The sequence below is a fragment of the Rothia sp. HMSC064D08 genome (assembly GCF_001809525.1).
In the GTDB taxonomy this organism is placed as follows: Bacteria; Actinomycetota; Actinomycetes; order Actinomycetales; family Micrococcaceae; genus Rothia; species Rothia dentocariosa.
The window spans coordinates 302,538-324,730 of record NZ_KV797900.1 but is presented as its reverse complement, the minus strand read 5'-3'; the positions used below and the strand labels follow the sequence as shown (position 1 = coordinate 324,730).

The window sequence follows — 22,193 nt, the reverse complement described above, 5'->3', positions numbered from 1 at the left end:
TTAGGATTATGACTCCCACTTTTATTTCGCGTCCCTAGTCTCATTCACCCTATTGAAAGTATTGAGGTTACTTGCTTCTTGCCGTGCCTTCTCCGCGAGCTCGGTCGGATGCGGTTCTAACCTTTCGAGCGCCCGCAGATTCTTCGCGAGCACAGTTGAACCCTTCATTTTGGGACGCAAACCCTCAGGAATCTCGATACTCGCCCCGTACTCCCCTGCTAATTGCACCAAGAGCTGCACGAAGGAACCACCACGATTAATATCGCTCACCGCTGGCAACATGTTCTCTAGCACCTGCACGATACGCCACCCCGCCAACGGGCTAATGGATGCAGCGTCCTGTAAACAGCTAGCTGCCCGGGCCGGTTTAACCCATCCCCCTCGGAGCAGGTAGGTCAGTTCATCCGCAAGTAAAGAAGCATCGAGCATTCCGCGACCCGCAAGAGCAGCAATAGATTCGGCGGTGAGAGCCCTGTGCTCAGCTGCTGCTGCACCAGTTAGCCAGCCCAACACGGAATAGGCGGGTTCTTGCAGAACCTGATGTGTGTGGGTGATGGTATCCAGTACGGCGTCAAGCCCCTTGATGTGTTTCTGGAACCCTGTTGTAGTGACGAACGGCATGCTCTGCGCCGCCAATGTATTGGGGTTATTCTGCAGAAGCCACGCATACCATTGCATGAGGGTACGGTGAAAATCGTCGGTTGCCTGAACAGCACGGTGCATAAACTCTTCCGGAATACCTGCCGTGTTCAGAGCCGCCTGCGCGAAAGGCATCTGTGCGGTCGGCAGTTCGTGATCTTCAATAAGCCACATCATCAGGCTGCCGTTGGGAGCCTCAGCATAGGCTTGGTCGTACATATTGTGAGGACGCGGGCGGTAAGTGAGAGGTTCAACGCGGCGTGTCCAGGTGCTCTCTTCTGCGTGAGGTATAGGCGCAAATACAAGGTTTTCTGGATGTTCTAAACAGTTAATCTGCTCTTGACAGAGCCCCGCCGGTCCACGATAATTTGTGGTCGTTTTCTCTATACGGGGTTTTTGACGCCCCAGAGATCCAGTGTGTTCAACCTGGTAGGGCTGGATGGTTTCGCCAGTCTGGGGGTCGGTATGGAATTCATGCCGGTACCCGGTAAAACCTTGCGGCAGTTTTTTAAAAAGTTTTCGGTGCGGGGCAATCACCCGGTACATCAGATAGTTGCCTAACGCATGAGTACCCGAGCGGATACCGGAATTCACGCATCGTTCAGCCAGAAAGTCCTGCTGGGCCGTATCAAGAGTAATGCGAGGATTATGCGCTAAATAATCAATGAGTTGCGGGAGCAGCGAACCGTCACCTGTGCCTTGGAGACAGGGAATAAGACCATCCATAAACTCAGCATCACTCGTATAAATATGCACCTGTGGGGTTGAAACGTGCTGCTCTAAAAGTTGCGGCAGATTCTCGGGAATCATGACGCTGCCCATTACTTGCTCCGCGTGAGACGGTGCGCTAGTTTTATCCGCCGCGGCTTCAGCAGGAGACATGAGTGTTTGCGCAGCGGGCTGCAGATCAGGCGGGAGAGATTCTGCGGTTTCCCTCATCAAGCCGTCCACATCTTGAGTATACTCGGGGTGCGTTCTAGCAATAGCGCCAAGGAGTGCGATCTGCGCCCGGAGTATTTTCTTCTCGGTGCGAAGCATCACGGTGCGAGAGACATTAAGTAAGTCATGAATCTGGGGTTCGGTCAGCTTTTCGACGCATGACATCAACATTTCTTGAGCCAATCCCACGGAGGTTGAGGGAACGGTAGTGAGCACTGAGGTGAGCAGATTGGTGTTACCAAGGTTCTCGTCTAGGGTGGGGTTCATCCCCCGATAGATGTAGTGGAAGATACTGGTATTCTTAGCGGAAAAGTCGCGGAGCATCGCCTTCAGACATTCAGTAAGCAGGCGGTCACGGAATCCGTCAAAATTCTCCTGCAGCGTGTGGAAGAGAGCGAGCGTGTCCGCGTTTTCACGCCCTGACCACTCTTTCCGAAGAAGCCCTTCATCTGTGAAACACGCCCACATTTCGTGTTCTAACGTCTGAGGGTTGTTTTTGAAGAAAGAGATAACCTCTTCCCGATTCTCGGATGAGCCAATGTACATGTCAGGGACGGCTGTCACGAAACCCCAGAGGTAGGAGCGCGTGGTATTGGTAAGTCCGCGTTCGTGAAGAAGCTGATGTATCTGCACCCAGAGTGTGGGCGAGTCGTAACCAAACCTGCCATAGCCGCGCTCGTTAACGAACCCGGTTATCCAGGTGTTATCACGTTCGCTGAGTCCAAGCATCATAGCTTCTGTGCGTTGGCTGAGGTATTTTTCTGATTCAGAAGTTGAAAACTTCCAGTTCGCCTCACCGGGTAATCCCCTGTCGATGAGGTTTAAGAGCTCAACACCCATATGTTTGTTGAAGATTCCGCCCAGCGCAGCTGCCGTGTAGACACATATAAGCCGCTGCTCGGTCGTTCCTTCACGGCTGTAGAGGTCTATGAGCTTTTTAATGGAGAGTGTGCGTGCAAGGCTCTTACGTTCGTCCTCGGTGGCGCCGGTGAGAACTTCATGGTACTGCCAGAAGGTGGCGTCATCACGTTTCAGTAGCTCCCGCAGGCGGGCGCGACGTTCCGTAAGACTAGGTTGCGGTATTTTTGGGGTCATAGCAGTCTCTCAGTTTCTGCACTTATGGTTGTGCGCAGCGGTGTTGGTCCAGCAGTTCTTGGGCTTGGTCTCGGGCCTGCTCCGCAAGCTCGGTCGGATGCGGATGCAGCTTTTCAAGCGCACGCAGACTTTTCGCCAGCACGGTCGATCCTTTCATTTTGGGCCGCAAAACCTCAGGAATCTCGATACTGACACCGTACTCCCCCGCTAATTGCGCTAAAAGCTGCACCAGCGTACCGCCCCTGTTCACCTCGCCCACGGCAGGCAGTATGCCTTCTAGTACCTGCATAATTCCCCAGCCCGCCAAGGGGCTAATCGACGCAGCATCCCTAAATGTCTGCTCAATTCGTTGAGCCATCACGTGTTGCTGGTCTAACAACCAATACAGTTCTTTGGCGAATAAAGTAGTATCGAACATGCCCCGATCCACCAGGGAGGCGAGCGCCTCCGCAGCATTGGCGCGCACCTCGGTAGTTTTAGCGCTAGCACCAAGCCCGAGTGCGCTGTAGGAGGCGGCACCTAGTGCTCGGTGCATATCACCTAGGATGCGCATGATGATATCGGCGCCATAAGCATTATGGGCATGGATAGCGGCCACAAGAATAGGTATGGTTTGTGCGCTGAAAATATCTGGGTTGTTCTGCATCAGCCAGCCGTACCACCCCATGACCGTGCGGTACGAAGGATAGTATTTTGATTCCACCATACGGTGCACGTACTCGATTTGCGTGCTATTGGTGTTAAACGCGGCAGCTTCAACGGAGAGCGCGGCAGCATCGGGCGTATCTGTTCCAACCCACAGCGGGAATTGCAGAGGGAAGCTGTACTGCCGAGCAAGATATAGCGATTCCCAATACTGGGTGAGGACAGTACCCGTAGTGCGTTCAAGGGCTACTCGCTGGGGCGCAAAAGGCGCGGCCACTATGTTGGTTTCTGCGTCTTGATCCGCAAAAATCAGGGAGAACAGCTGCTCCATCAGCAGCATGTGAGGCCCGCGCTCATTGAGACGAAGTTCTGTCCCTGTAGCTTTTACGTTAAAGGGACGAGGGTGATACTTCTTAGCCGTCTGTTCATCTACTATCACCGGGTCTCCGTGCTCATCGCTCAGGTAGAGACGTTCTTTATACCAGGTGGGGATGATCGGTATCTTAGCAATATCAGCATGTTGTATCTGTCCACTTTTGATGAGTGCCACAATGGCAAGGTATGGGATATTGGGACTGGAGAGAGTATAAATACCGAATGAGTCTTTTATGAGAAGGTTGCGAGCTTCCCAGAGAAGCTTCTGTTCTGCATCGTTTATTTCCAGGTTCTCGGTATGTTCCAAGTACTCCAGGATGCGCGGAATATCGGTGCCATCGCCTCCTTGGAAGGTTGCTGCCAGGCATTCCATTAGTTCCCAATCCGTAGTAATAGGCGGTCGAGGCGTCAAGCACCCCTGCGGTTCACGATCCTTCGGGGTGATATCCGGTACCGTGATGCTCCCCGCTGCGTTCTGAGGTATGGGTGGCTCCTGCACCGAATCGTTGATGAGCTTCTGGGCCTTGTCTTGAAGGTCCAATGGCATAGACTTGAAAGCATCCTGTACTATCTGGCTTACTTGTTCAGTATATTCGGGGTGGACTTTAAGCAGTAGAGAAAGAAGCCGTATCTGAGCATGCAGAATTTTCTTTTCGGTGCGCGTCAGCACTGTTGCTGAAACCTCAATGAGCTCACGTGCTTGCGCGTCGGAAAGCTCGTAGACTGCCTGCTCCAGCAGATCTTGCGCCATGGCGATAGCTGGGCTATACGCCGTCCCCAGCACCGAAAGGTAGAGCGCAAAACGCTCCTTAATTTCTTGAGGTGTTGGCTGCAGAGCAGCATGGGACCGATAAAAATGCCGCACATGGTGGGCCGAGTAGTCGCGCAGGAGACCTTTGAGCGTTTCATCCAAGAACCTGGGACGAATATCTGGAAAAGTTTCGCACATGACCTGAGCAAGAGCCGAAAATGACGACGAACTTCGATATTCAGGCTGCAAGGTGGGATCCCACCTAGACTGTGCGAGTACCCCTTCAGCTGTGAAAGCATCCCAAAATTCTCGTTCCAGCAGCACAGGATCGTGAAGGAAGAACTGCTCTATATTCTGATACTCTTCCGCAGACTTTTCTCTCACGTGTGGGACGGCATTCATCATCATGCAAAGATACCCTGGCGATAAGCTCGTCAGCGAATGTTCACGTATAAGTTTATTGAGGTGTGTCCAGGAACGTATGGACCAATCGTCTGAACATTCTTCAACAAAATGCAGAACCCACTCATCGGATCGTTCTATTACCCCTTGAGTTAAGAATTCCCAGAGCCGCTCAGTAGCAAGCATAGGCGGCTCAGGAATAATATTAAAATTCTCATCTCGAAGAGGATGAAAAAGTTCACTTATGATCCTTACCGCACGCGGAGTCGAAGAGGTTAAAGCCCCTACTGCATATGCGGCCAGGGCTGCTTTCTCCCCTCGGGCTTTCGAAAGTTTCGTGGGTGATAGCGTCCTTGCCAACGACGCGCGTTCTTTCTCTGTCGCACCGCTAATCACTGTGTGATAGTCCTCAACGGTAGCATCGTTACGTTTCATGAGCTCCCACAGGTGGGCGCGACGCTCTCCAAGGCTCGTGTGCTGCGAATAGTTCTTCTCGTCCATCATTACCTGTTTGTATATTTGGGTGTGTACGAAAAATATGCTTCTTTACGGATGCAACCCGGTATCGGGCTAATTCAGCCCGCCGCGACGTTTAATACTTACCGCCAGTACATGTTTGCAGGGGCCTCGGGTGCCCCGGTATTTCACCCACCACGGGCAGGTACACCGGTATTCTTCGATTTTCTCGGCAGGGGTTACCGTGTAGAACGTATCCCGCGACTGTACGCGATAGGTGCCGTCTCCGTCATCCCACACCGCACCGGAGTCAATAAGCTTCTGGGCACTCACAAGCCGCGGATGCATAGCCTGCAGGGCATCCGCCTGCACGGGCAGCGGCCGGTGGAAGTACTCCCCTGCCTGCACATCAAAACCGACCTGTCCGGAGGATGCCAGTAATGCGAGGGCGTCGCGTACTTGAGTCTCGTTCAGCCCGCTGCGTGCAGACATGACGGGCACCTCAATACGCGGCTCAAAGGAGAGAAGCACACTGAGCATATCCGCATTTTCAGCAACTGACGGATCGGAGAGCGCCTGCAACACAGAACCTTCTCCTGAGAATCCGCGTGATTTTTCGGGGCTCAGCCCAATACTCAGGCGCGCGCCTGGCAAGTGGGCCACCCACACGCTTGACACTGGGGTGTTACCTGAGGTGACCGGTTCGCTGTATGCTTCCAGACGGGTCATGAATCGGATGAGCGGCTCAAGCACCCGCAGCCGCTCCGGTCCGGCCACACACACCGACCCAACGGTGGCTCGGGTAGCCAGCCTCAGTGAACGCACCGCACGGGTTGCCCACATGACGCTTTTCGTGGCGGATCGGCGCGGCAGCCCCTGGATGAACATGCGGGCTGCTGCCGCATCCAGAGAATGAGTAAGCTTCATCAGGGACGAGAGCATCTGTGTTTCGGCGAACCCTTTGAGCCAGCGTACCGGCAGGGGTACTTTATCTTCCATCACTTCACCGTCTAGGGTGGTGGTCAGCAACCCTTCATTCCCCACATCCAGGTGGAGGGGTTCGCCAGCCCGGAGGGAAGCTAAAGCAGTGCGAAGCGGCGGATTCACGTCCACATTTGTCACACCCACAGCACTGTGGGTGGCATCTAGGGCGGATGAGTCTACGTCAAGTCGGGCGTAGACACCGCAGCAGGCGCTAAAGGATTCAAACCGGAGTCCCTCGCTGGTGCTGGTCACTACCGGGTCGGCAGCCCGCAAAATGGCGGCGACCATGCCGGGTGGGGTGTAGTAACGGGTGCGGGCCACACGCGCAACCACCAATAGCGACGCCGCGATCACATCGGGACGCTCCATGAATCCTGAGAAGAAGTAAGGGTGTGCCACCGCGCCTTCCGGTGTGCTGCCACCGCTAGTTGCTAAAGCAAGTCCAAGACTGCCGTCTTGTTCATGCAGTAAAGAAGGTTTTAGATATGTATAGGTTAGAGTCTGTGCCATGGCGATCCCTCCAGTGGTTGGATATGCTAGGTTTTCGCCTTATCACTACTATGCCTGAACCCCGAAAGTTTTGGCCTCTTTTCCGTCATCCTAGGGAAAATATTATCTACTTGTCTCTATATCAGACACTCGTCATGACTTGATCCTCCGTCATCTTATGCACCGACAATCTCCATAATTACTACAGTAGGACATGTAAGAAGCCCCGGCGGATGTACCTGCCGGGGCTTCTGGGAAATATATAAAGTCTATATGACGAACTGTCCGTTAAAACGTAGTGCTAGGCCATAAAGCACCACGGCAATAACCCAAATAACGGTAACTGTAATGGTCAGACGGATTAGGTTCTTAGAAGCCATACCTGAAGAATTCAGTGAGCTGGTCATACCGCCACCAAACATATCGGACAAGCCACCACCCTGACCGCGGTTCAAGAGCACCAGAAGCACGGTGATAATGCTGGTAATCACGATGACTACCAAAAGCACATTCATAATGATGTCCACAGCGGGCCTTCCTAATAGGTCGATAATAAAGCCTGTCCCATGGCAGACTTTAATAACTATACGGTATAGAGACTCTGTGGTCATTCTCTAACACGTAATAACGCGTAGAGCGAAGGGCTAAATTATTGCCTAAACTGAGTGACACGCCGTTGATATTCGCTGGGGGTAAGTTGAAATGCATCTGGACGGTCTCGTAGCGCCCGCTCTGCATCCAACGGGTCTCCCTCGGTATCGTAGGCGTAAACATAACCGCCCTGAACAAGATAGTACGTAAATTGTTGGGCTATACCCCAGTAGTTGCCGCCTTCGGCATAGAATCCCAGATCTACCCAATCGCGTAGTTTTACCTGAACGGGTACTTCTGGGGAGCTTGTGCGGTGATACAGCCAGTCCAGGAAGCTATCACGTTTATTTTCAAAATACACGATCTGCGGAGTCTCCGCGGTAGGTGCAGAGACTCGTCGGCTTCGAATAATGAGGACCACTATAGCCGCCAAAATACCTGCAACGGCAAGGGATACAATTGCAAACATAGTTAAAGTCTAACGGGTTGAATTTACAGGGTACAGGAACTTAGCTTATCGAGCAGCTACAGAGTTCGCTTACCCTATAGATAAAAGATCTTCCCAGAAGCCGGTTACCGGCTTCTGGGAAGATCTTTTATCTTATTACGATGCTAAAAATTTATGATTCTTTTTGGACCACTTTTGCCTCAGGTTTTTCTTCTGCTACCTGATCGTCTTCAGAGTCTTCAACCTCGTAAGGTTCATAAGACTTGAAGGGCTGTCCCTTTTCGGGATACCGTTTAGGCGAGATCGACAGACCCATCTGAACCTTCTCGTGATACACCTCAACTATTAGCGCCACCACGATTAACGCAACCACAACGGCGAAGGGTAACGCAATAATAATCAGCGTATTCCGCAGAGCGTCTAGCCCGCCAGCATACAGCAGCACGGTTGCAATACCCGCGACGATAACACCCCACACAACTTTCTTTCCGTTAGTGGGGATAAGACGCCCATCTTCGGAAAGCATTGAGAGCACATAAGTTGCTGAGTCTGCGGAGGTAATGAAGAAGGTAAAGATCAGAATGATTGCGATGATCGACATTAATATACCCAGCGGGTAGTGTTTAAACGTTCCGAACAGCAGTTGTTCATCCTCTAGTTTCGTCAGATTCTCTAGACCATTCTGCTGTACCGTATTAGCCATCGTACCGAAAGCGGAGAACCAGATGAAGCTTAAGACGGTAGGTATCAGAAGTACTACAGTAATAAACTCACGTATTGAACGGCCTTTGGAGATGCGGGCGATGAAGAGGCCAACGAAGGGCGACCAAGAGATCCACCACGACCAGTAGAAAATGGTCCAGGTATCAATCCAGGCGCGTTCGTCACCGTTAAATGCGGCGGTTCGGAAACTCATCTCGAAAAAGTTCTGCATGTATAGACCGATGGATTCCGACATATTGTCAAAAATTTTGACGGTAGGACCAACCGCAATAGCAATCGCCAGAAGTGCGATAGCCAGAATCATATTAAGATTTGAAAGGATTTTAATACCTTTACCCAGCCCCGAAAGAGCTGAGAGCACAAAGAGAGCAGTGGTTACTACGATAATAACAGTGCGTACTTCCATGCTATTAGGAATGGCATTATCAGTGAGGTAGCTCAGCCCACCATTAATCTGAATAGCACCGAAACCAAGCGTGGTTGCCACACCAATAACGGTTGCCACCACAGTAACAATATCTATAATATATCCCAGCCAGCCATCGGTTTTTTTACCGAAAAGCGGCTTAAGTGTGACAGAAAGAAGATATTTCTCTTCCTTACGGAAACCGAAATATGCCAAAGCCAGAGCCACAATACCGTACACAGCCCAGGCGTGTATACCCCAGTGGAAGAACGTAAATTGGAAGGAATCTGCCATTGCTTGCTGTGACCCCGGCGCAGCATGCGGAGTTTTGTTAGCAAAGTGTGAAAGCGGCTCGGCAGCACCATAGAAAACTAGACCGATACCCATACCAGCCGAGAAAAGCATGGCAATCCACGAACCGGTGGAATACTCGGGCTTTGAGTCAGGCTCTCCAAGCTTAATTTGTCCCATGGGGCTTAAAACAAAAAACCCGCAGACCAATACTATAAGAGTTACAAGCAGGAGGTAAAACCAACCGAAGTCAGTTCCGATCAGCGCCCTCCAGTTTTTAGAAACTGTCTCGTAACCCGGAACAAAGCCCAGAGCCACTAATATTAATGAAATAATTAATGAACCAATAAAAACAGACGTATACTTGCGTGATTTCATATCTCACCCTCCTAAAACGCTTAGGCATAAGTGTAACAAATCTCGAAGACTTCACAAAACCACACATTTTAAATATATAAAGAACATTTGAATTATATTTAATTAAATTAGATTTAAATAAAATGCAACTAACTACATCAAACTAACTCAAAATCCTTAATCATTTTGTTATATTTTAGATATTATTATAATAATTTTAGCCGCAAATATATGCCGAAAATCGCTATTTTCCACATTTTTACAGAAAAATTTTAGGTACCACATATTTTGTCCCAGGGCTGCGTTCTCTTACCCTAAGGCAACTTTATGAATATCTGGTAGCATCATCAGAACTTCCATCGTTAGATCTTCTCCCGGAAATGTAGGGTCAATAACCTCGCACCAGAACCTTAAATGCTCCTTATCCACCCAGTGCTCTGATTCTTCTACAGGTTGTGCTCCCTGTCCCTGTACGCTGTACCAGTACATATGCCCATCACGAACCTCCGAAAAGATCGTTTCGACATACATTTTCTCGGGCGCTAAAGTCTGCTCAACGGCATCCATATTCTGGCGAAGAAAATGCATCCATCTTACAGCTCGCTCTTCTTGACCTTTTAGCACCCGAAATCTGGTGAGCTCAACCTGCATCAATATCTGCCTCTCTAAATATGGAATGAGAATATTTCTGTTCATGTTCGTAACATTACACAAAATGGTAGGCGCCTAGCGCACGAATACACGTATGCTAGACGCCTTTAAGTACGAATTGCTGCTTAGCTATGCATCAAAACGCGCAATTGCTGCAAACTCTTCAGCCTGAAGGGATGCGCCACCTACCAGCACACCATCCACGTCTTCCTTCCCCATAATAGAGGGCGCCGAAGAAGACTTAACCGATCCACCGTAGAGAATACGAACCTTCTGAGCAACGTCTGCGGAGTAGAGCTTTTCAAATTCAGCACGTATAGCCGCAGACATTTCCTGCGCATCATCGGCAGTTGCGACCTTACCAGTGCCAATTGCCCATACAGGTTCATACGCAACCACGAGAGTTTCTGCTTGATTGGCACTCAAGCCTGCAATAGAACCGCGAAGCTGCTCAAGGGTAAAGTCCACATGGGTGCCAGCCTCACGGACTTCCAGGGCTTCACCAACGCACAGTACCGGAGTCAAATCATAGGTGTAAGCAGCCTGTACCTTAGCAGCACATAGTTCATTACTTTCGTGATGGTAAGTGCGACGCTCAGAGTGTCCTACGAGAACGTATTTCGCACCAAGTTTCTGCAAAAAAGCACCAGAGATCTCTCCGGTGTATGCACCGGATTCATGTACAGAAATATCCTGACCACCATATTCAATACTCAGTTTGTCGCCTTCAACGAGGGTCTGTACGGAGCGAATATCGGTAAAGGGAGGAAATACCGCTACTTCAGTCTTTGTAAAATCAAAATTCGAATCATCAAGAGTCCATGCTAGCTTCTGGACCAGCGTAACGGCTTCAGCATGGTTAAGATTCATCTTCCAGTTACCGGCGATCAGCGGTTTGCGCGACATATTTTCGCTCCAATCCCCCGAAAAATCAGGGTATAGATTCGGAAATTTCTATCTTCTATTTTAATGGTTTGATCACTCAAAAAACACTAAATACTCTAGGTTTTATCTGGATTTTTAGGCTAGTCAGGTCTACTCCGAAAAGCTACAGATCAAGTTTCCAGGCGTTTGCCATTTGTTCTGTCTCCTGCATGAAGAATTCCCGAGTATTTTCCGACATGTTCTGCAGTATTAGAGCATCAAGTTCTTCTTCGTCGTAATCTTGAAACATCTCACGATAGTCAGTGTACGCATAACGATGCGCCATCACGATCGCCTCATGAGCGCTGTGGGCGAGACTCCAAGCCTGTAGGGTATTTCCATTCTCAGCCAATGCTTCCTCATAACACATACGCGCATTGGTGTATATCGCATAGGTTGCCACCATAAGTGGAGCAAAATTGCCTAAAGCATAGATATCCCACTGAGTTAGTAGCATTGTGAGGTAGCGCCGGTACGGTTCAAGCAAATAGCGCAAAATTTCTGTAAAGACCTGTTCGGGAACATCCGAATGCACAAGATCCAGAAGGTAGAGTACAGTATCAGCATCGTCAGCAAGAGAGTAATCTTCCAATGCTCTTACCGATATAGACTCTAATCTAGCAAGATATTCGAGTATATGAACGTACTGTTCATCGTCTGAAGTTTCTCGCAAAATTCTCACCACTTGACGAAAAGCAGTAACAAAATCCACATGCAGCAGTTGGCTTTCCCTCACACAGTCTGCATAGTTTTCAAGGGCAAGTACAAGATCTGAGGCGCCTGATTCATACGCGAGTGCTAGGTTATAGAGACCCGTTTCAGGTTGTGACTCAGCCTTTTGTGCAAGGTGCTGGGCGCGTACTATCGCTTCTTGGGCGACACGCTGTCCTGTCTTCAGAATATTCTGGCGTTCTTCTACAGAAATAAGAAATGCGTCTGATGGAGCCATAACTACCGGGGAATCTATAACTGCTGGCATAATCTCTGGAATAATCTGCGCCGTATCTTGTGCACGTTCAGATAAGATACGTATCATCTTGTATTTTTGCCTCAAGATATTAGTTGTAGTCCAGATATTATTCTGCAGACACCGGTAAGCAACCTTTACAATATCGCATGCAGCGTTATAACTCGGAAAATAATATTCGGCAAGTTCTGGATTTTGTGGGTTTATCTCCCACGCAGCGTTATAAGTGTAGTAGCTCAGGAGCGCTTGAGTGGTTTTTTGATGAAGCTCCGTCACGGTTTTCTCTAGATAACTAGGGAGCTCGTCCAAGTGATCTTCAAGGTCAGTTACTAGCGTCTGAATAAGATCCCTAGATTTTTGCGCTTGCAGCATGGTGATAGTCAGTTTGTGGTCCCGATCAACTGCCGAGTTTTCCCAAAAATCTGATGAATTATCGGCAGAGGCACCATACAAATAATCCGGATGTTCTGAAGCTGATGCGACTTTAGCTTCGTCTGCCTTCCGAGGCTCTTTCAGATTTTGGGCGGATGCCTGTCTTTCTTGCCGCACTTCACGTTCATAGTCTGCGACTGTTGTAGCTTCGCGGGAACCAAAGTATTTAGAGAAAAATCCCATGGAATGCATCCTTGCGATGTGGGTTATGGCTATCTATCTATGAGCATATAGGAACGCACCCGGCGCGTCCTTGAAGTTGAGAGCCGGGTGCGTTTTCCTAGCGGCAGCGCGATAAGAGTTATGCGCCTAGAGCGTCCAAACCGGGCAGGGTCTTACCCTCAATGTATTCGAGCGATGCACCGCCACCCGTAGAGATGTGTCCGAACTGTTCGTCAGCAAAGCCAAGGTTGCGCACAGCCGATGCAGAGTCGCCACCACCGATGATGGAGAATGCATCAGACTCAACAATTGCCTCCGCAACGGCCTTCGTACCACCGGCAAAGGGAGCAATTTCAAAAACGCCTACCGGGCCGTTCCAGAAAATAGTCTTCGCATTCTTAATTTTTTCTGCGAAAAGCTCACGAGTCTTCGGTCCAATATCTAGACCTTCTGCTTCGGCACCAAGTTTACCGCCGGTGAGATCCTCGACGGGTCGAATCTCGGTGTTAGCCTCTGCCGAGAAGTCGTCTGCCCAGACAACATCAACAGCGGTCACGATTTCAGTTCCCTTCTTGGGGGCTTCTTCTAGGTACCGCTTTACAGTCTCAACCTGGTCTTTTTCAAGCAGAGAATTACCGACTTCGTAACCCTGCGCATAGGCGAAGGTATATCCCATGCCGCCACCGATAAGAATGGAGTCTGCCTTGCCAATCAGGTTGTCGATCACGGCGAGTTTATCAGAGACCTTCGCACCGCCCATGACAACGACGAAGGGGCGCTCAGGATTATTAAGAGCCTTTGAGAGAACATCGACTTCCTTCTTAACAAGGTCGCCAAGGTACGCGGGAAGACGCTTTGCCACATCGTAGACTGACGCATGCTTGCGGTGAACAGCACCGAATGCGTCATCCACATATGCGCCATTTTTACCGGTGAGAGCAACGAGCTCATCTGCAAATGCACCACGCTCTGCATCGTCCTTAGAAGTTTCACGAGCATCGTAACGCACGTTCTCAAGAACAAGGACTTCACCGTCTTTGAGGTCCGCAGCCTTCGCCTTTGCGTCCTCACCCACAAGATCTGTCGCTACCTTTACAGGAACGGATGCAAGCTCGGCAAGGCGTGCAGCTGCGGGAGCAATCGAATACTGGGGATCTACCTGACCCTTGGGGCGCCCAAGATGCGCGGTTACAATAACGCGAGCACCAGCTTTAGCCAATTTTTCAATAACAGGCAGGGATGCGCGCACACGACCGTCATCGGTTACCACGCCGTCTTTTAGGGGAACGTTAAGATCGGAACGAACCAGCACGTAACGCCCCGTTACGCCTTCATCAAGCAGCTCTGCAAGTGCCTTAGCCATGGGAAATTCCTCCTACATTAGTGGGGATGTGTGTATTTTCAATAATACAGAAGTCTGGTGGTCACACAGCCGTAAGTCTGCTGAAATGACCAAGTTTTAGCCTGGTGCGGCGCGGATGGTGGTTTAGGCAAGTTCTACCGATATTCCATACATACACGCCTCATTTTTTACTTCGTGGTACATGAAAACCCCAACTCTACGGTAAAAACATGCTGTAGAATTGGGGTTCTCCTCGTCAGCTCGTAAAGTAGCTATCCTTGCGTAGATAGGCTTAGAGAGAAGCCACAACCTTGTTGGTGAACATTACCAAGCGGGATACATAACCATACTCGTTGTCGTACCAAGCGATAACCTTCACCTGGTCGCCAATAACCTTGGTTAGCGGCGCATCAAAGATAGTGGAGATTCCTTCACCTTCGATATCCTTCGAGACGATGGGATCCTCGCTGTACATGATGATACCCTTCATCGGACCCTCGGCTGCAGCCTTCAGAGCAGCGTTAACTTCTTCCTTGGTCACCTCGCGGGATGCGGTGAAAGTAAGATCGGTGATGGAGCCGGTAATGGTGGGAACGCGAACTGCGAAGCCATCCAGTTTACCCTTGAGCTCGGGAAGTACGAGACCAACTGCTGCTGCTGCACCGGTGGAGGTGGGAACCATGTTCACTGCTGCTGCACGTGCACGGCGCAGGTCAGAGTGGGGAGCATCCTGCAGACGCTGGTCAGCGGTGTATGCGTGGATAGTGGTCATCAGGCCCTTTTCAATGCCAAAGGAATCGTTGAGAACCTTTGCCAAAGGAGCCAGGCAGTTGGTGGTGCAGGATGCGTTGGAGACAATGTGATGGTTCTGCGGATCGTACTGATCGTCGTTCACACCCATCACGAAGGTACCGTCAATGTTCTTGCCGGGTGCAGAAATAATAACTTTCTTAGCGCCGGCATCAATGTGCGCCTGTGCTTTTGAACCTTCGGTGAAGAAACCGGTAGACTCAAGCACGACATCTACGCCGAGATCCTTCCAGGGAAGATCTGCAGGATTGCGCTCAGCAAGAATCTTAATCTCTTTGCCGTCAACAACCAATGCATCGTCCTTGACCTCTACGTCGGCCCCCAGGCGACCCATAATGGAGTCATACTTAAGCAGGTTGGCGAGAGTCTTCGGGTCGGTAAGATCGTTGATTGCTACGATCTCAAAGCCCTTAGCCTCGGCGCGTGCGGCGCGGAAGAAAGTGCGGCCGATACGACCAAAACCATTGATAGCTACGCGTACAGTCACTGGAGTATCTCCTTGTCAGTGCATTGAGTTTGACGGACTAGAGCCATTGTTCATGGGTCTCATGAGAGAGCCTCTAGAGTTTTTCGTCTCACGCTGGTTGCGTGTCCGCCGGTGTTGTTATAATCCTACCTTAGTTTATGTGTGTTTGGGTGTGTTTTTATCGGGTATTTTTGTGATTTACCTTACAAAAATGGCGAAAAACCCTTTGTTTTCTGTTGTTTTACGTTGAATTTAGCAGTTCTTTATGTTGGGATATGGTTGTGGCAACTCAAACGCAATCAATATCAAACTAATACAAAATACATATAAAGACTTTATAGTTAGAATCTTATCTTCCTTGAAAGAACACACGAGCCCACGCGTCGCCACATCGAAGTAATGTTAGATTTTCCTTATTTAAAGATTTTTCACACAGCAGAGAGGCGGGGTTATCTCTACATCTCTACAGATAACCCTGCCTTTATACAGCAGCTACTTATGAAGATTTCGGGAGGTCGGTTCCAGGAATCCCCAATTCTTTCGCTCGTTTATCAGCCATGACCAGCAAACGACGAATACGTCCAGCGATCGCGTCCTTCGTCAGAGGAGGATCTGCCATACGTCCCAGCTCATCCAAAGAGGCTTGCTTATTCATGGCACGCAGTTCGCCCGCATAGCGCAGATGATCTGGAACATCGTCTCCCAGGATCTCCAAAGCACGTTCTACACGGGCACCCGCGGCCACAGCTGCCTGAGCAGAACGACGCAGGTTTGCATCATCAAAGTTTGCCAGACGGTTCGCAGTCGCCCGAACTTCCTTACGAGTACGTTGCTCACGCCACGCCTTGAGGGCGTCCTGAGCCCCCATACGCTCCAAAAGCCGGGCTATAGTCTCGCCATCGCGGACCACAACACGATCCACTCCGCGAACCTCACGCGCTTTAGCAATAATTTCCAAACGCCGGGCCGCTCCCACAAGAGCAAGCGCTGCTTCCGGCCCTGGGCATGTAAATTCGATTGCTGATGAGCGACCAGGCTCTGTGAGCGATCCATGTGCCAAAAAAGCACCACGCATGACCGCTTCGGCGTCCTGAATGGAGCCATTGACAACAGCAGGCGGCAGCCCCCGCACCGGGCGCCCTCGCAAATCTAAAAGACCGGTTTGTCGAGCAAGTGCTTCTCCCCCGGCATCAACACGCACTATATAACGCCCGCCGCGGCGCAAACCACCACCGCTGACGCTCGTTATCTCAGCCTCATGCCCGTATATTTCAGCAATAGTCTGCTGCATGCGTAACGCGGTCTGTTCGGAATCAACTTCTGCCTCAACAACAATCCGCCCAGAAACGATGTGCAAACCACCAGTAAAGCGCAGAATAGTCGAGATCTCCGCCTTACGTACTGACGCTTTGCTCGTTTCGTATCTGGCCAGCTCATCCTTAACGAGCGCGGTAAGAGCCATTGTTGTTCCTTCCCACCGTGAGGTTCGTATGATGTGATGTGCTGATAATGCACTCAGCTATGCTACATGCTCTATTTAGAGAAACGGTGTATCTTGAGGTGGCAGAAATAGAAAATAAATTCCACGCTTCTTACCTCTAAAACTTGAACGAAAATAGTTCGTGATACGCCGCTGCAAGTTTCAGAGGATTATGTACATTGTTTTCAGCTGATGCTCGTACGGGTGCCCACATCACACGCGCCCCCATAGATTCTGATTCTCGTTCCAGTTCGCTACGTACAGACTTGGGTGTTTCGTCATCAGCAATAACCGCGTCCAATCGAAGATCCGGGGCGTATCGTTTCAAGAGTGCTAAATGTGCGGCTGGAGTGAATCCAGCGGTTTCTTCGTCATCCGAAAGATTCATAACTACACAGCGCATAGCTTCTGTACGGCAGATAACATCGCGCTGTGCTTCTAACAACAAGTGCGGCAGAACGGAGGTGCGCCACGACCCGGGGCCTAAGATTACCCAATCGGATTCCTCAATAGCGGTTAGCGCTTCCGGACATGGGCGCGCGTCTTTGGGAGTAAGCCCAATATCGTGCACTTGCTTTTCTTTTGAGAGGTTAACTTGCCCGCTAATACGCACCCGTTCGATGCCACCGCCAGCATGTTCCCGTAGCACCGTACCATAAATAACCATAGGATCCAATGCCATAGGAAGCACCCGACCACGAGCGTTGAGCAGAGCTCCCGCCCAGTCAAGCCCAGCAACGGGGTCTTCAAGAAGCTGCCAGAGCGTCGTAATAAGCAGGTTTCCAAGGGCGTGATATTCAAGAGGAAACTCGTCAGTATACCCCTCAGGCGCGCTAAAACGATGCTGCATAACGTCTCGCCACGTTCGCCCCCAATCGGTATCATCGCAAAGGGCCGAGAGAGCCATACGCAAATCTCCTGGAGGGAGTACGCCCATCTCTTTACGTAAGCGACCCGATGAACCCCCGTCATCGGCAACCGTTACTATAGCCGTTAGATCTGTTGTGACATGCCGAAGCGCGGACAGCGAACCGTAAAGTCCATGCCCGCCCCCCAAAGCTGTTACTTTGGTAACGCGGTGAGTACTTTTAAGAAGCCGTAAAGCCTGAGTTGGTAACGCGGGCAGCTTCGGGATTCCCTGAGTATCAGAGCCGACAGGCAGGTCAGGTGAATGACCGATGCGTGCCATTACTCACGCCCCTTATCACGATGCAACACGTGCACATTAACTTCGGGAAATGCGCTCAGGCGCCGAGCGATTTCTTCCGTGACAGCGACCGAGCGATGCTTCCCGCCGGTGCATCCTATAGCAATGGTGGCGTAGTATTTTCCTTCGCGACGGTACCCTTCCAGAACCGGACGCAGAGCTTCCAGGTAGTTGCTGATAAATTCCTCAGTCCCAGAGTTACTGAGCACGTAGTCACGTACTGGGGCATCCTGTCCGGTGAGCGGACGCAATTCAGGAATCCAGTGCGGGTTTGGAATAAAGCGCATATCTGCCATGAAATTTGCGTCTGTGGGTGATCCATGTTTGAACCCAAAGCTCATGACAGTAAGGTTAAGTTTTTTATCCGGTCCGTCAGCAAACATCTCGCGTACTGTGCGTGCAAGCTCGTGCACGTTCATGCCCGTGGTATCAATCGTGCGATCAGAGGCGAGTCGAAGCCCTTCGAAGAGGGAACGTTCGGCACGTATACCGTCAAGTACGCGACCTTCTCCTTGAAGCGGATGGGGGCGACGCTGTGCCTCATAGCGAGCCACGATAGTTTCATCTTTGGCGTCTAGAAAAAGCATCGAGAAATCAACGTCGGATTTGCGAAGAGTTTCAATAGCCGCTGGTAAGTCGTCGAAAACCGCGCGGGCTCGTACGTCAATCCCCAGTGCAACCTTCGGAACTTTGGCGCCATCCTGCGTAACGAGCTCCGCGATCGATTCCAGCATTTGTGGCGGAATATTATCAATCACATACCAGCCCTCATCCTCAAGGACATTAGCAACAGTGCTACGACCTGCGCCTGAAATACCGGTAATTACCAGTATCTGGGGTTTTTGCGATTTATTTAGCAATTCGCCACTCATTATGTAGTTTCTCCTTTGATACGAATTGTCTCTAGTTCTCAATCATACTAGACAACCCCTTATGGCGGACGGCTATCTGTGCATAAATACCCGGGGTGCTGCCTCAGGCAGTTTCCTTTTGGTTGAGGTGGTCATGCACTTTTTGTGCGAGCGCAGGCCCCACGCCTGAAACCTGTTGGAGTTCTTCAACCGAAGCGCGCCGTACTTTAGCAAGCGACCCGAAATGTTTAATCAGCGCTTCACGTTTTACACTGCCTAATCCGGGCACAGAGTCCAAAGCAGAAGCCACCATAGCTTTACCTCGTTTTGCGCGGTGGAACGTAATAGCAAAACGGTGTGCCTCATCGCGAATACGCTGCACAAGGTATAGCGCTTCAGAGGTACGGGGCAGAATCACTGGGAAATCATCGTCGGGTAACCACAGCTCTTCGAGGCGCTTTGCGATACCTACCACGTAGATATCCTCAATGCCGAGGTCACTCAAGGCGGACTGGGCGGCTGCAACTTGAGGTGGGCCGCCATCAACTAAGACCAGATTCGGCGGATACGCAAATTTAGCTGGTTCTTGTACCGACTCATCAGCTGCAACTTCTCCCGAGGACAAAGGTGTTTCCGCACGTTGCTGCTGCTCGGTGAGATAACGTTTAAATCGCCTGGTGATGACGTCATACATACTGGCGGTGTCGTCGCGAGCAGCACCCCCTGTGATCGAGAATTTACGGTAGGCACTTTTGGTGGGCATGCCGTCTTCAAAGACCACCATAGAGGCCACCACATTAGTACCTTGCACATGGGAAATATCGTAGCATTCGATGCGCATGAGCGGTTCCGGTAGTTCTAAGGCTTCTTGGAGTTCCACAAGCGACGCTGAACGGGTGGTAATATCCCCAGCACGACGGCTCTTGTGCAGGGTCAGGGAATGTTGGGCGTTCTCGGCGACCGTTTTCATCAGTGCCGCTTTATCGCCGCGCTGCGGTACTGCAATATCGACTTTGGCACCACGCACACCTGAGAGCCATTCCTGAAGCTGCTGGGTGTTCTCCGGCATAGTAGGAACTAAAATCTGTCGAGGGATCTCATGTTGTGTAGCGTCTAACCCGGAATCTTCGTCGAAAGCTGCAGCGCTAGCAATATTTGCCGCCATTTCACCATAGACCTGAACGAGAAGCTGCTCTATCAGCTCGGTTTCGCCACCATCGTTAACCTTCTCAACAATCCAGCCACGTTGTCCGCGGATACGCCCACCGCGCACGAAGAACACCTGTACCGATGCCTCTAGCTCGTCCTGAGCAAAGGCGAAAAGATCAGCATCAACAGAGTCCGATAAAACCACGGCGTTACGTTCAAATGCCTTTGTTAACGCGGTAATATCGTCACGTAATACAGCTGCACGTTCGAAGTCCATATCGGCTGCAGCTTTTTTCATACGTCGGGTAAGCTGGGTAATAAATTTTTCGGCACCCCCTGCCATGAAACGGCACAACCCATCCGCTAGTTCACGGTGTTCTTCGGGGCTCACACGCCCTACACACGGTGCTGCACATTTGTCGATATACCCTAAAAGACACGGGCGTCCCGAAGCCTCGGCACGTTTAAAGACTCCCGCCGAGCAGGTACGCACCGGGAATACGCGCAGAAGCGCATCCAAAGTTTCACGAATAGCCCATACCTGCGAATAAGGACCAAAGTACCGCACACCTTTTTTACGATCACCGCGCATGACCTGCGCTCGCGGGAATTTATCGCGCATTGTGACTGCAAGGTAAGGATAAGATTTATCGTCGCGGAACGCTATGTTAAAGCGGGGTTTATATTCCTTGATCCAGGTATATTCAAGCTGCAGAGATTCAAGTTCGCTGCCGACTACCGTCCACTCCACGCTGGCGGCAGTATGCACCATAGCGTAGGTTTTCGGGCTCAGACGTTCCGGGGCTACAAAGTAGCTGTTCAGTCGGTTGCGCAGGTTTTTCGCTTTACCTACGTATATAACTCTGCCGTGGGGATCACGAAAACGGTATACACCGGGATGCGTTGGAATATCGCCGGAGGCAGGGCGATAGCTTTGGGGGTCTGCCACGAACGCTCCTCACGGTGTAGTACTGAAAAATAACCACGCATCCATAATCAGGATGCGCGGTTAAGTGTACTCGTTTTTAGACGGGCAGGCGCTACCCTGCGTCACGCTCGGCGGAGGGCGAAACGTTGTATTCGTTCTTCCGGGCTTGGCCCGAGAGCTGAGCGATAGCATCCATGATGTGGTCGGTGGTCTGACGGCGCTGTTTACCGGTCATTTTCTCGCCGGTCTTCTCAAAATGCATAGGTTCCCCCACACGGATGGTAAACCGGTGAGGGTAAATCATATTTGAGCCGGGCTTCTGCAGACGTTCGGTTCCGATAAGACCCACAGGAACTACTGGTGCTCCAGTCATATGGGCTAGCCAGGCTACACCAATTTTGCCGCGGTATAAAAACCCGTCACGAGATCGTGTACCTTCAGGGTAGATACCGAAGACTTTACCCTCTTCAAGTTTTTCAAGAGCTAGATCGAGTGCTTTAAGGGATTCCGAACGGTCGGAGCGGTTCACGGGGATAATGTCTACGGCCTCAAAAAAAGCCTTCATGGCTTTGCCTCGAATACCCGGTGTATTGACGTACTCCGCCTTCGCGAGGAATGCTACTCGGCGGGGCATCATAGCGGAGATAATAATGGAGTCGAGGAAGGATAGATGGTTAGACGCCACAATTACGGGCCCCTTCTTTGGGAAATGCTCAAGCCCGGTCACCCGTGCCCTGAATACAGTGCGCAGTAGCCCCGTTACTACTTTTTGCCCTGCCTTGTACGCCAGCATGTCCGAACTCCTTATGGTTCTGGTGGTTTTCTCCGTTCTTTATTATTCCATACGGATTTTATAAGCTTGACGTTTGTATTAACTTTCTCGGAATCAGCAGAGATATTATGAAAACCTATGGAATGTTTTCTTCACTTTCTTATTATTTCAAGCAGATGCATATTCTTACGGCACCCCACCAGAATTAGAGTACAAAAATCTTGCTTAATTCTTAGGTAAGCCTCACCTAAACATAAAACTGAGGTACTAAATTGTATCAAATAATACACAACATGAGAACTATTCTTACTTTACCTGTGTAATTTCTTTCATAATAATGACACCATGTCTGTAAACTTTCTAAATTCGTATTCGTAATGCAAGAATAAAACTAAGTGCCCCTGTGGGTTTCCTAATTATGGGGATGCTTACCGCGAGCACTAACAAAAATCAATCCACGC

At 50.5% G+C, this 22,193-nt stretch carries 16 protein-coding genes; all 16 read right to left on the bottom strand.

Going from position 1 to position 22,193, the window contains the following annotated elements:
* Nucleotides 1-21 precede the first annotated feature (21 nt).
* Nucleotides 22-2,673, bottom strand: coding sequence for a DUF6493 family protein (locus tag HMPREF2625_RS08190; protein ID WP_070523829.1), 2,652 nt, complete (start codon nt 2,671-2,673; stop codon nt 22-24).
* Nucleotides 2,674-2,695: 22 nt separating this feature from the next.
* A complete protein-coding gene (locus HMPREF2625_RS08185; RefSeq protein ID WP_246826760.1) occupies nt 2,696-5,347 on the bottom strand; it encodes a DUF6493 family protein in 2,652 nt (883 codons plus the stop codon).
* Nucleotides 5,348-5,416: 69 nt separating this feature from the next.
* Nucleotides 5,417-6,796 (bottom strand): SWIM zinc finger family protein, encoded by a 1,380-nt coding sequence (locus HMPREF2625_RS08180; protein WP_070523821.1) that lies wholly within the window; start codon nt 6,794-6,796, stop codon nt 5,417-5,419.
* Between the two features lie 248 nt (nt 6,797-7,044).
* Nucleotides 7,045-7,302, bottom strand: coding sequence for a preprotein translocase subunit SecG (gene secG / locus HMPREF2625_RS08175; protein WP_172461380.1), 258 nt, complete (start codon nt 7,300-7,302; stop codon nt 7,045-7,047).
* Between the two features lie 122 nt (nt 7,303-7,424).
* Nucleotides 7,425-7,835 (bottom strand): hypothetical protein, encoded by a 411-nt coding sequence (locus HMPREF2625_RS08170; protein WP_070523818.1) that lies wholly within the window; start codon nt 7,833-7,835, stop codon nt 7,425-7,427.
* Nucleotides 7,836-7,986: 151 nt separating this feature from the next.
* Complete coding sequence (locus HMPREF2625_RS08165; protein WP_070523815.1) at nt 7,987-9,612, bottom strand: BCCT family transporter; 1,626 nt, start codon at nt 9,610-9,612, stop codon at nt 7,987-7,989.
* A 288-nt stretch (nt 9,613-9,900) separates the two neighbouring features.
* The gene (locus HMPREF2625_RS08160) at nt 9,901-10,242 is read right to left on the bottom strand and encodes a DUF6176 family protein (RefSeq protein ID WP_070523812.1); all 342 of its coding nucleotides are present in this window, start codon (nt 10,240-10,242) and stop codon (nt 9,901-9,903) included.
* A gap of 129 nt (nt 10,243-10,371) precedes the next feature.
* On the bottom strand, nt 10,372-11,148 hold the full coding sequence (tpiA, locus tag HMPREF2625_RS08155) for a triose-phosphate isomerase (protein ID WP_070523809.1): 777 nt from the start codon (nt 11,146-11,148) through the stop codon (nt 10,372-10,374).
* Between the two features lie 142 nt (nt 11,149-11,290).
* Nucleotides 11,291-12,748, bottom strand: coding sequence for a hypothetical protein (locus HMPREF2625_RS08150; protein ID WP_070523805.1), 1,458 nt, complete (start codon nt 12,746-12,748; stop codon nt 11,291-11,293).
* A gap of 118 nt (nt 12,749-12,866) precedes the next feature.
* Nucleotides 12,867-14,090: a phosphoglycerate kinase gene (gene pgk, locus HMPREF2625_RS08145; RefSeq protein ID WP_004004604.1), complete on the bottom strand. Its 1,224-nt coding sequence runs from the start codon at nt 14,088-14,090 to the stop codon at nt 12,867-12,869.
* A gap of 271 nt (nt 14,091-14,361) precedes the next feature.
* On the bottom strand, nt 14,362-15,366 hold the full coding sequence (gene gap / locus HMPREF2625_RS08140; RefSeq protein ID WP_070523801.1) for a type I glyceraldehyde-3-phosphate dehydrogenase: 1,005 nt from the start codon (nt 15,364-15,366) through the stop codon (nt 14,362-14,364).
* A 475-nt stretch (nt 15,367-15,841) separates the two neighbouring features.
* A complete protein-coding gene (gene whiA, locus HMPREF2625_RS08135) occupies nt 15,842-16,807 on the bottom strand; it encodes a DNA-binding protein WhiA (protein WP_070523797.1) in 966 nt (321 codons plus the stop codon).
* Nucleotides 16,808-16,943: 136 nt separating this feature from the next.
* The gene (gene yvcK, locus HMPREF2625_RS08130) at nt 16,944-18,014 is read right to left on the bottom strand and encodes a gluconeogenesis factor YvcK family protein (RefSeq protein WP_070448665.1); all 1,071 of its coding nucleotides are present in this window, start codon (nt 18,012-18,014) and stop codon (nt 16,944-16,946) included.
* Complete coding sequence (rapZ, locus tag HMPREF2625_RS08125; protein WP_004004598.1) at nt 18,014-18,904, bottom strand: RNase adapter RapZ; 891 nt, start codon at nt 18,902-18,904, stop codon at nt 18,014-18,016. Before rapZ ends, yvcK begins: the two co-directional genes overlap by 1 nt.
* A 103-nt stretch (nt 18,905-19,007) precedes the next feature.
* Entirely contained in the window at nt 19,008-20,981 is a 1,974-nt protein-coding gene (uvrC, locus tag HMPREF2625_RS08120; RefSeq protein WP_070523794.1) for an excinuclease ABC subunit UvrC, read from the bottom strand.
* 91 nt (nt 20,982-21,072) lie between these two features.
* Nucleotides 21,073-21,753, bottom strand: a complete 681-nt coding sequence (locus HMPREF2625_RS08115) for a lysophospholipid acyltransferase family protein (RefSeq protein WP_048752248.1) — start codon at nt 21,751-21,753, stop codon at nt 21,073-21,075.
* Between the last annotated feature and the right edge of the window lie 440 nt (nt 21,754-22,193).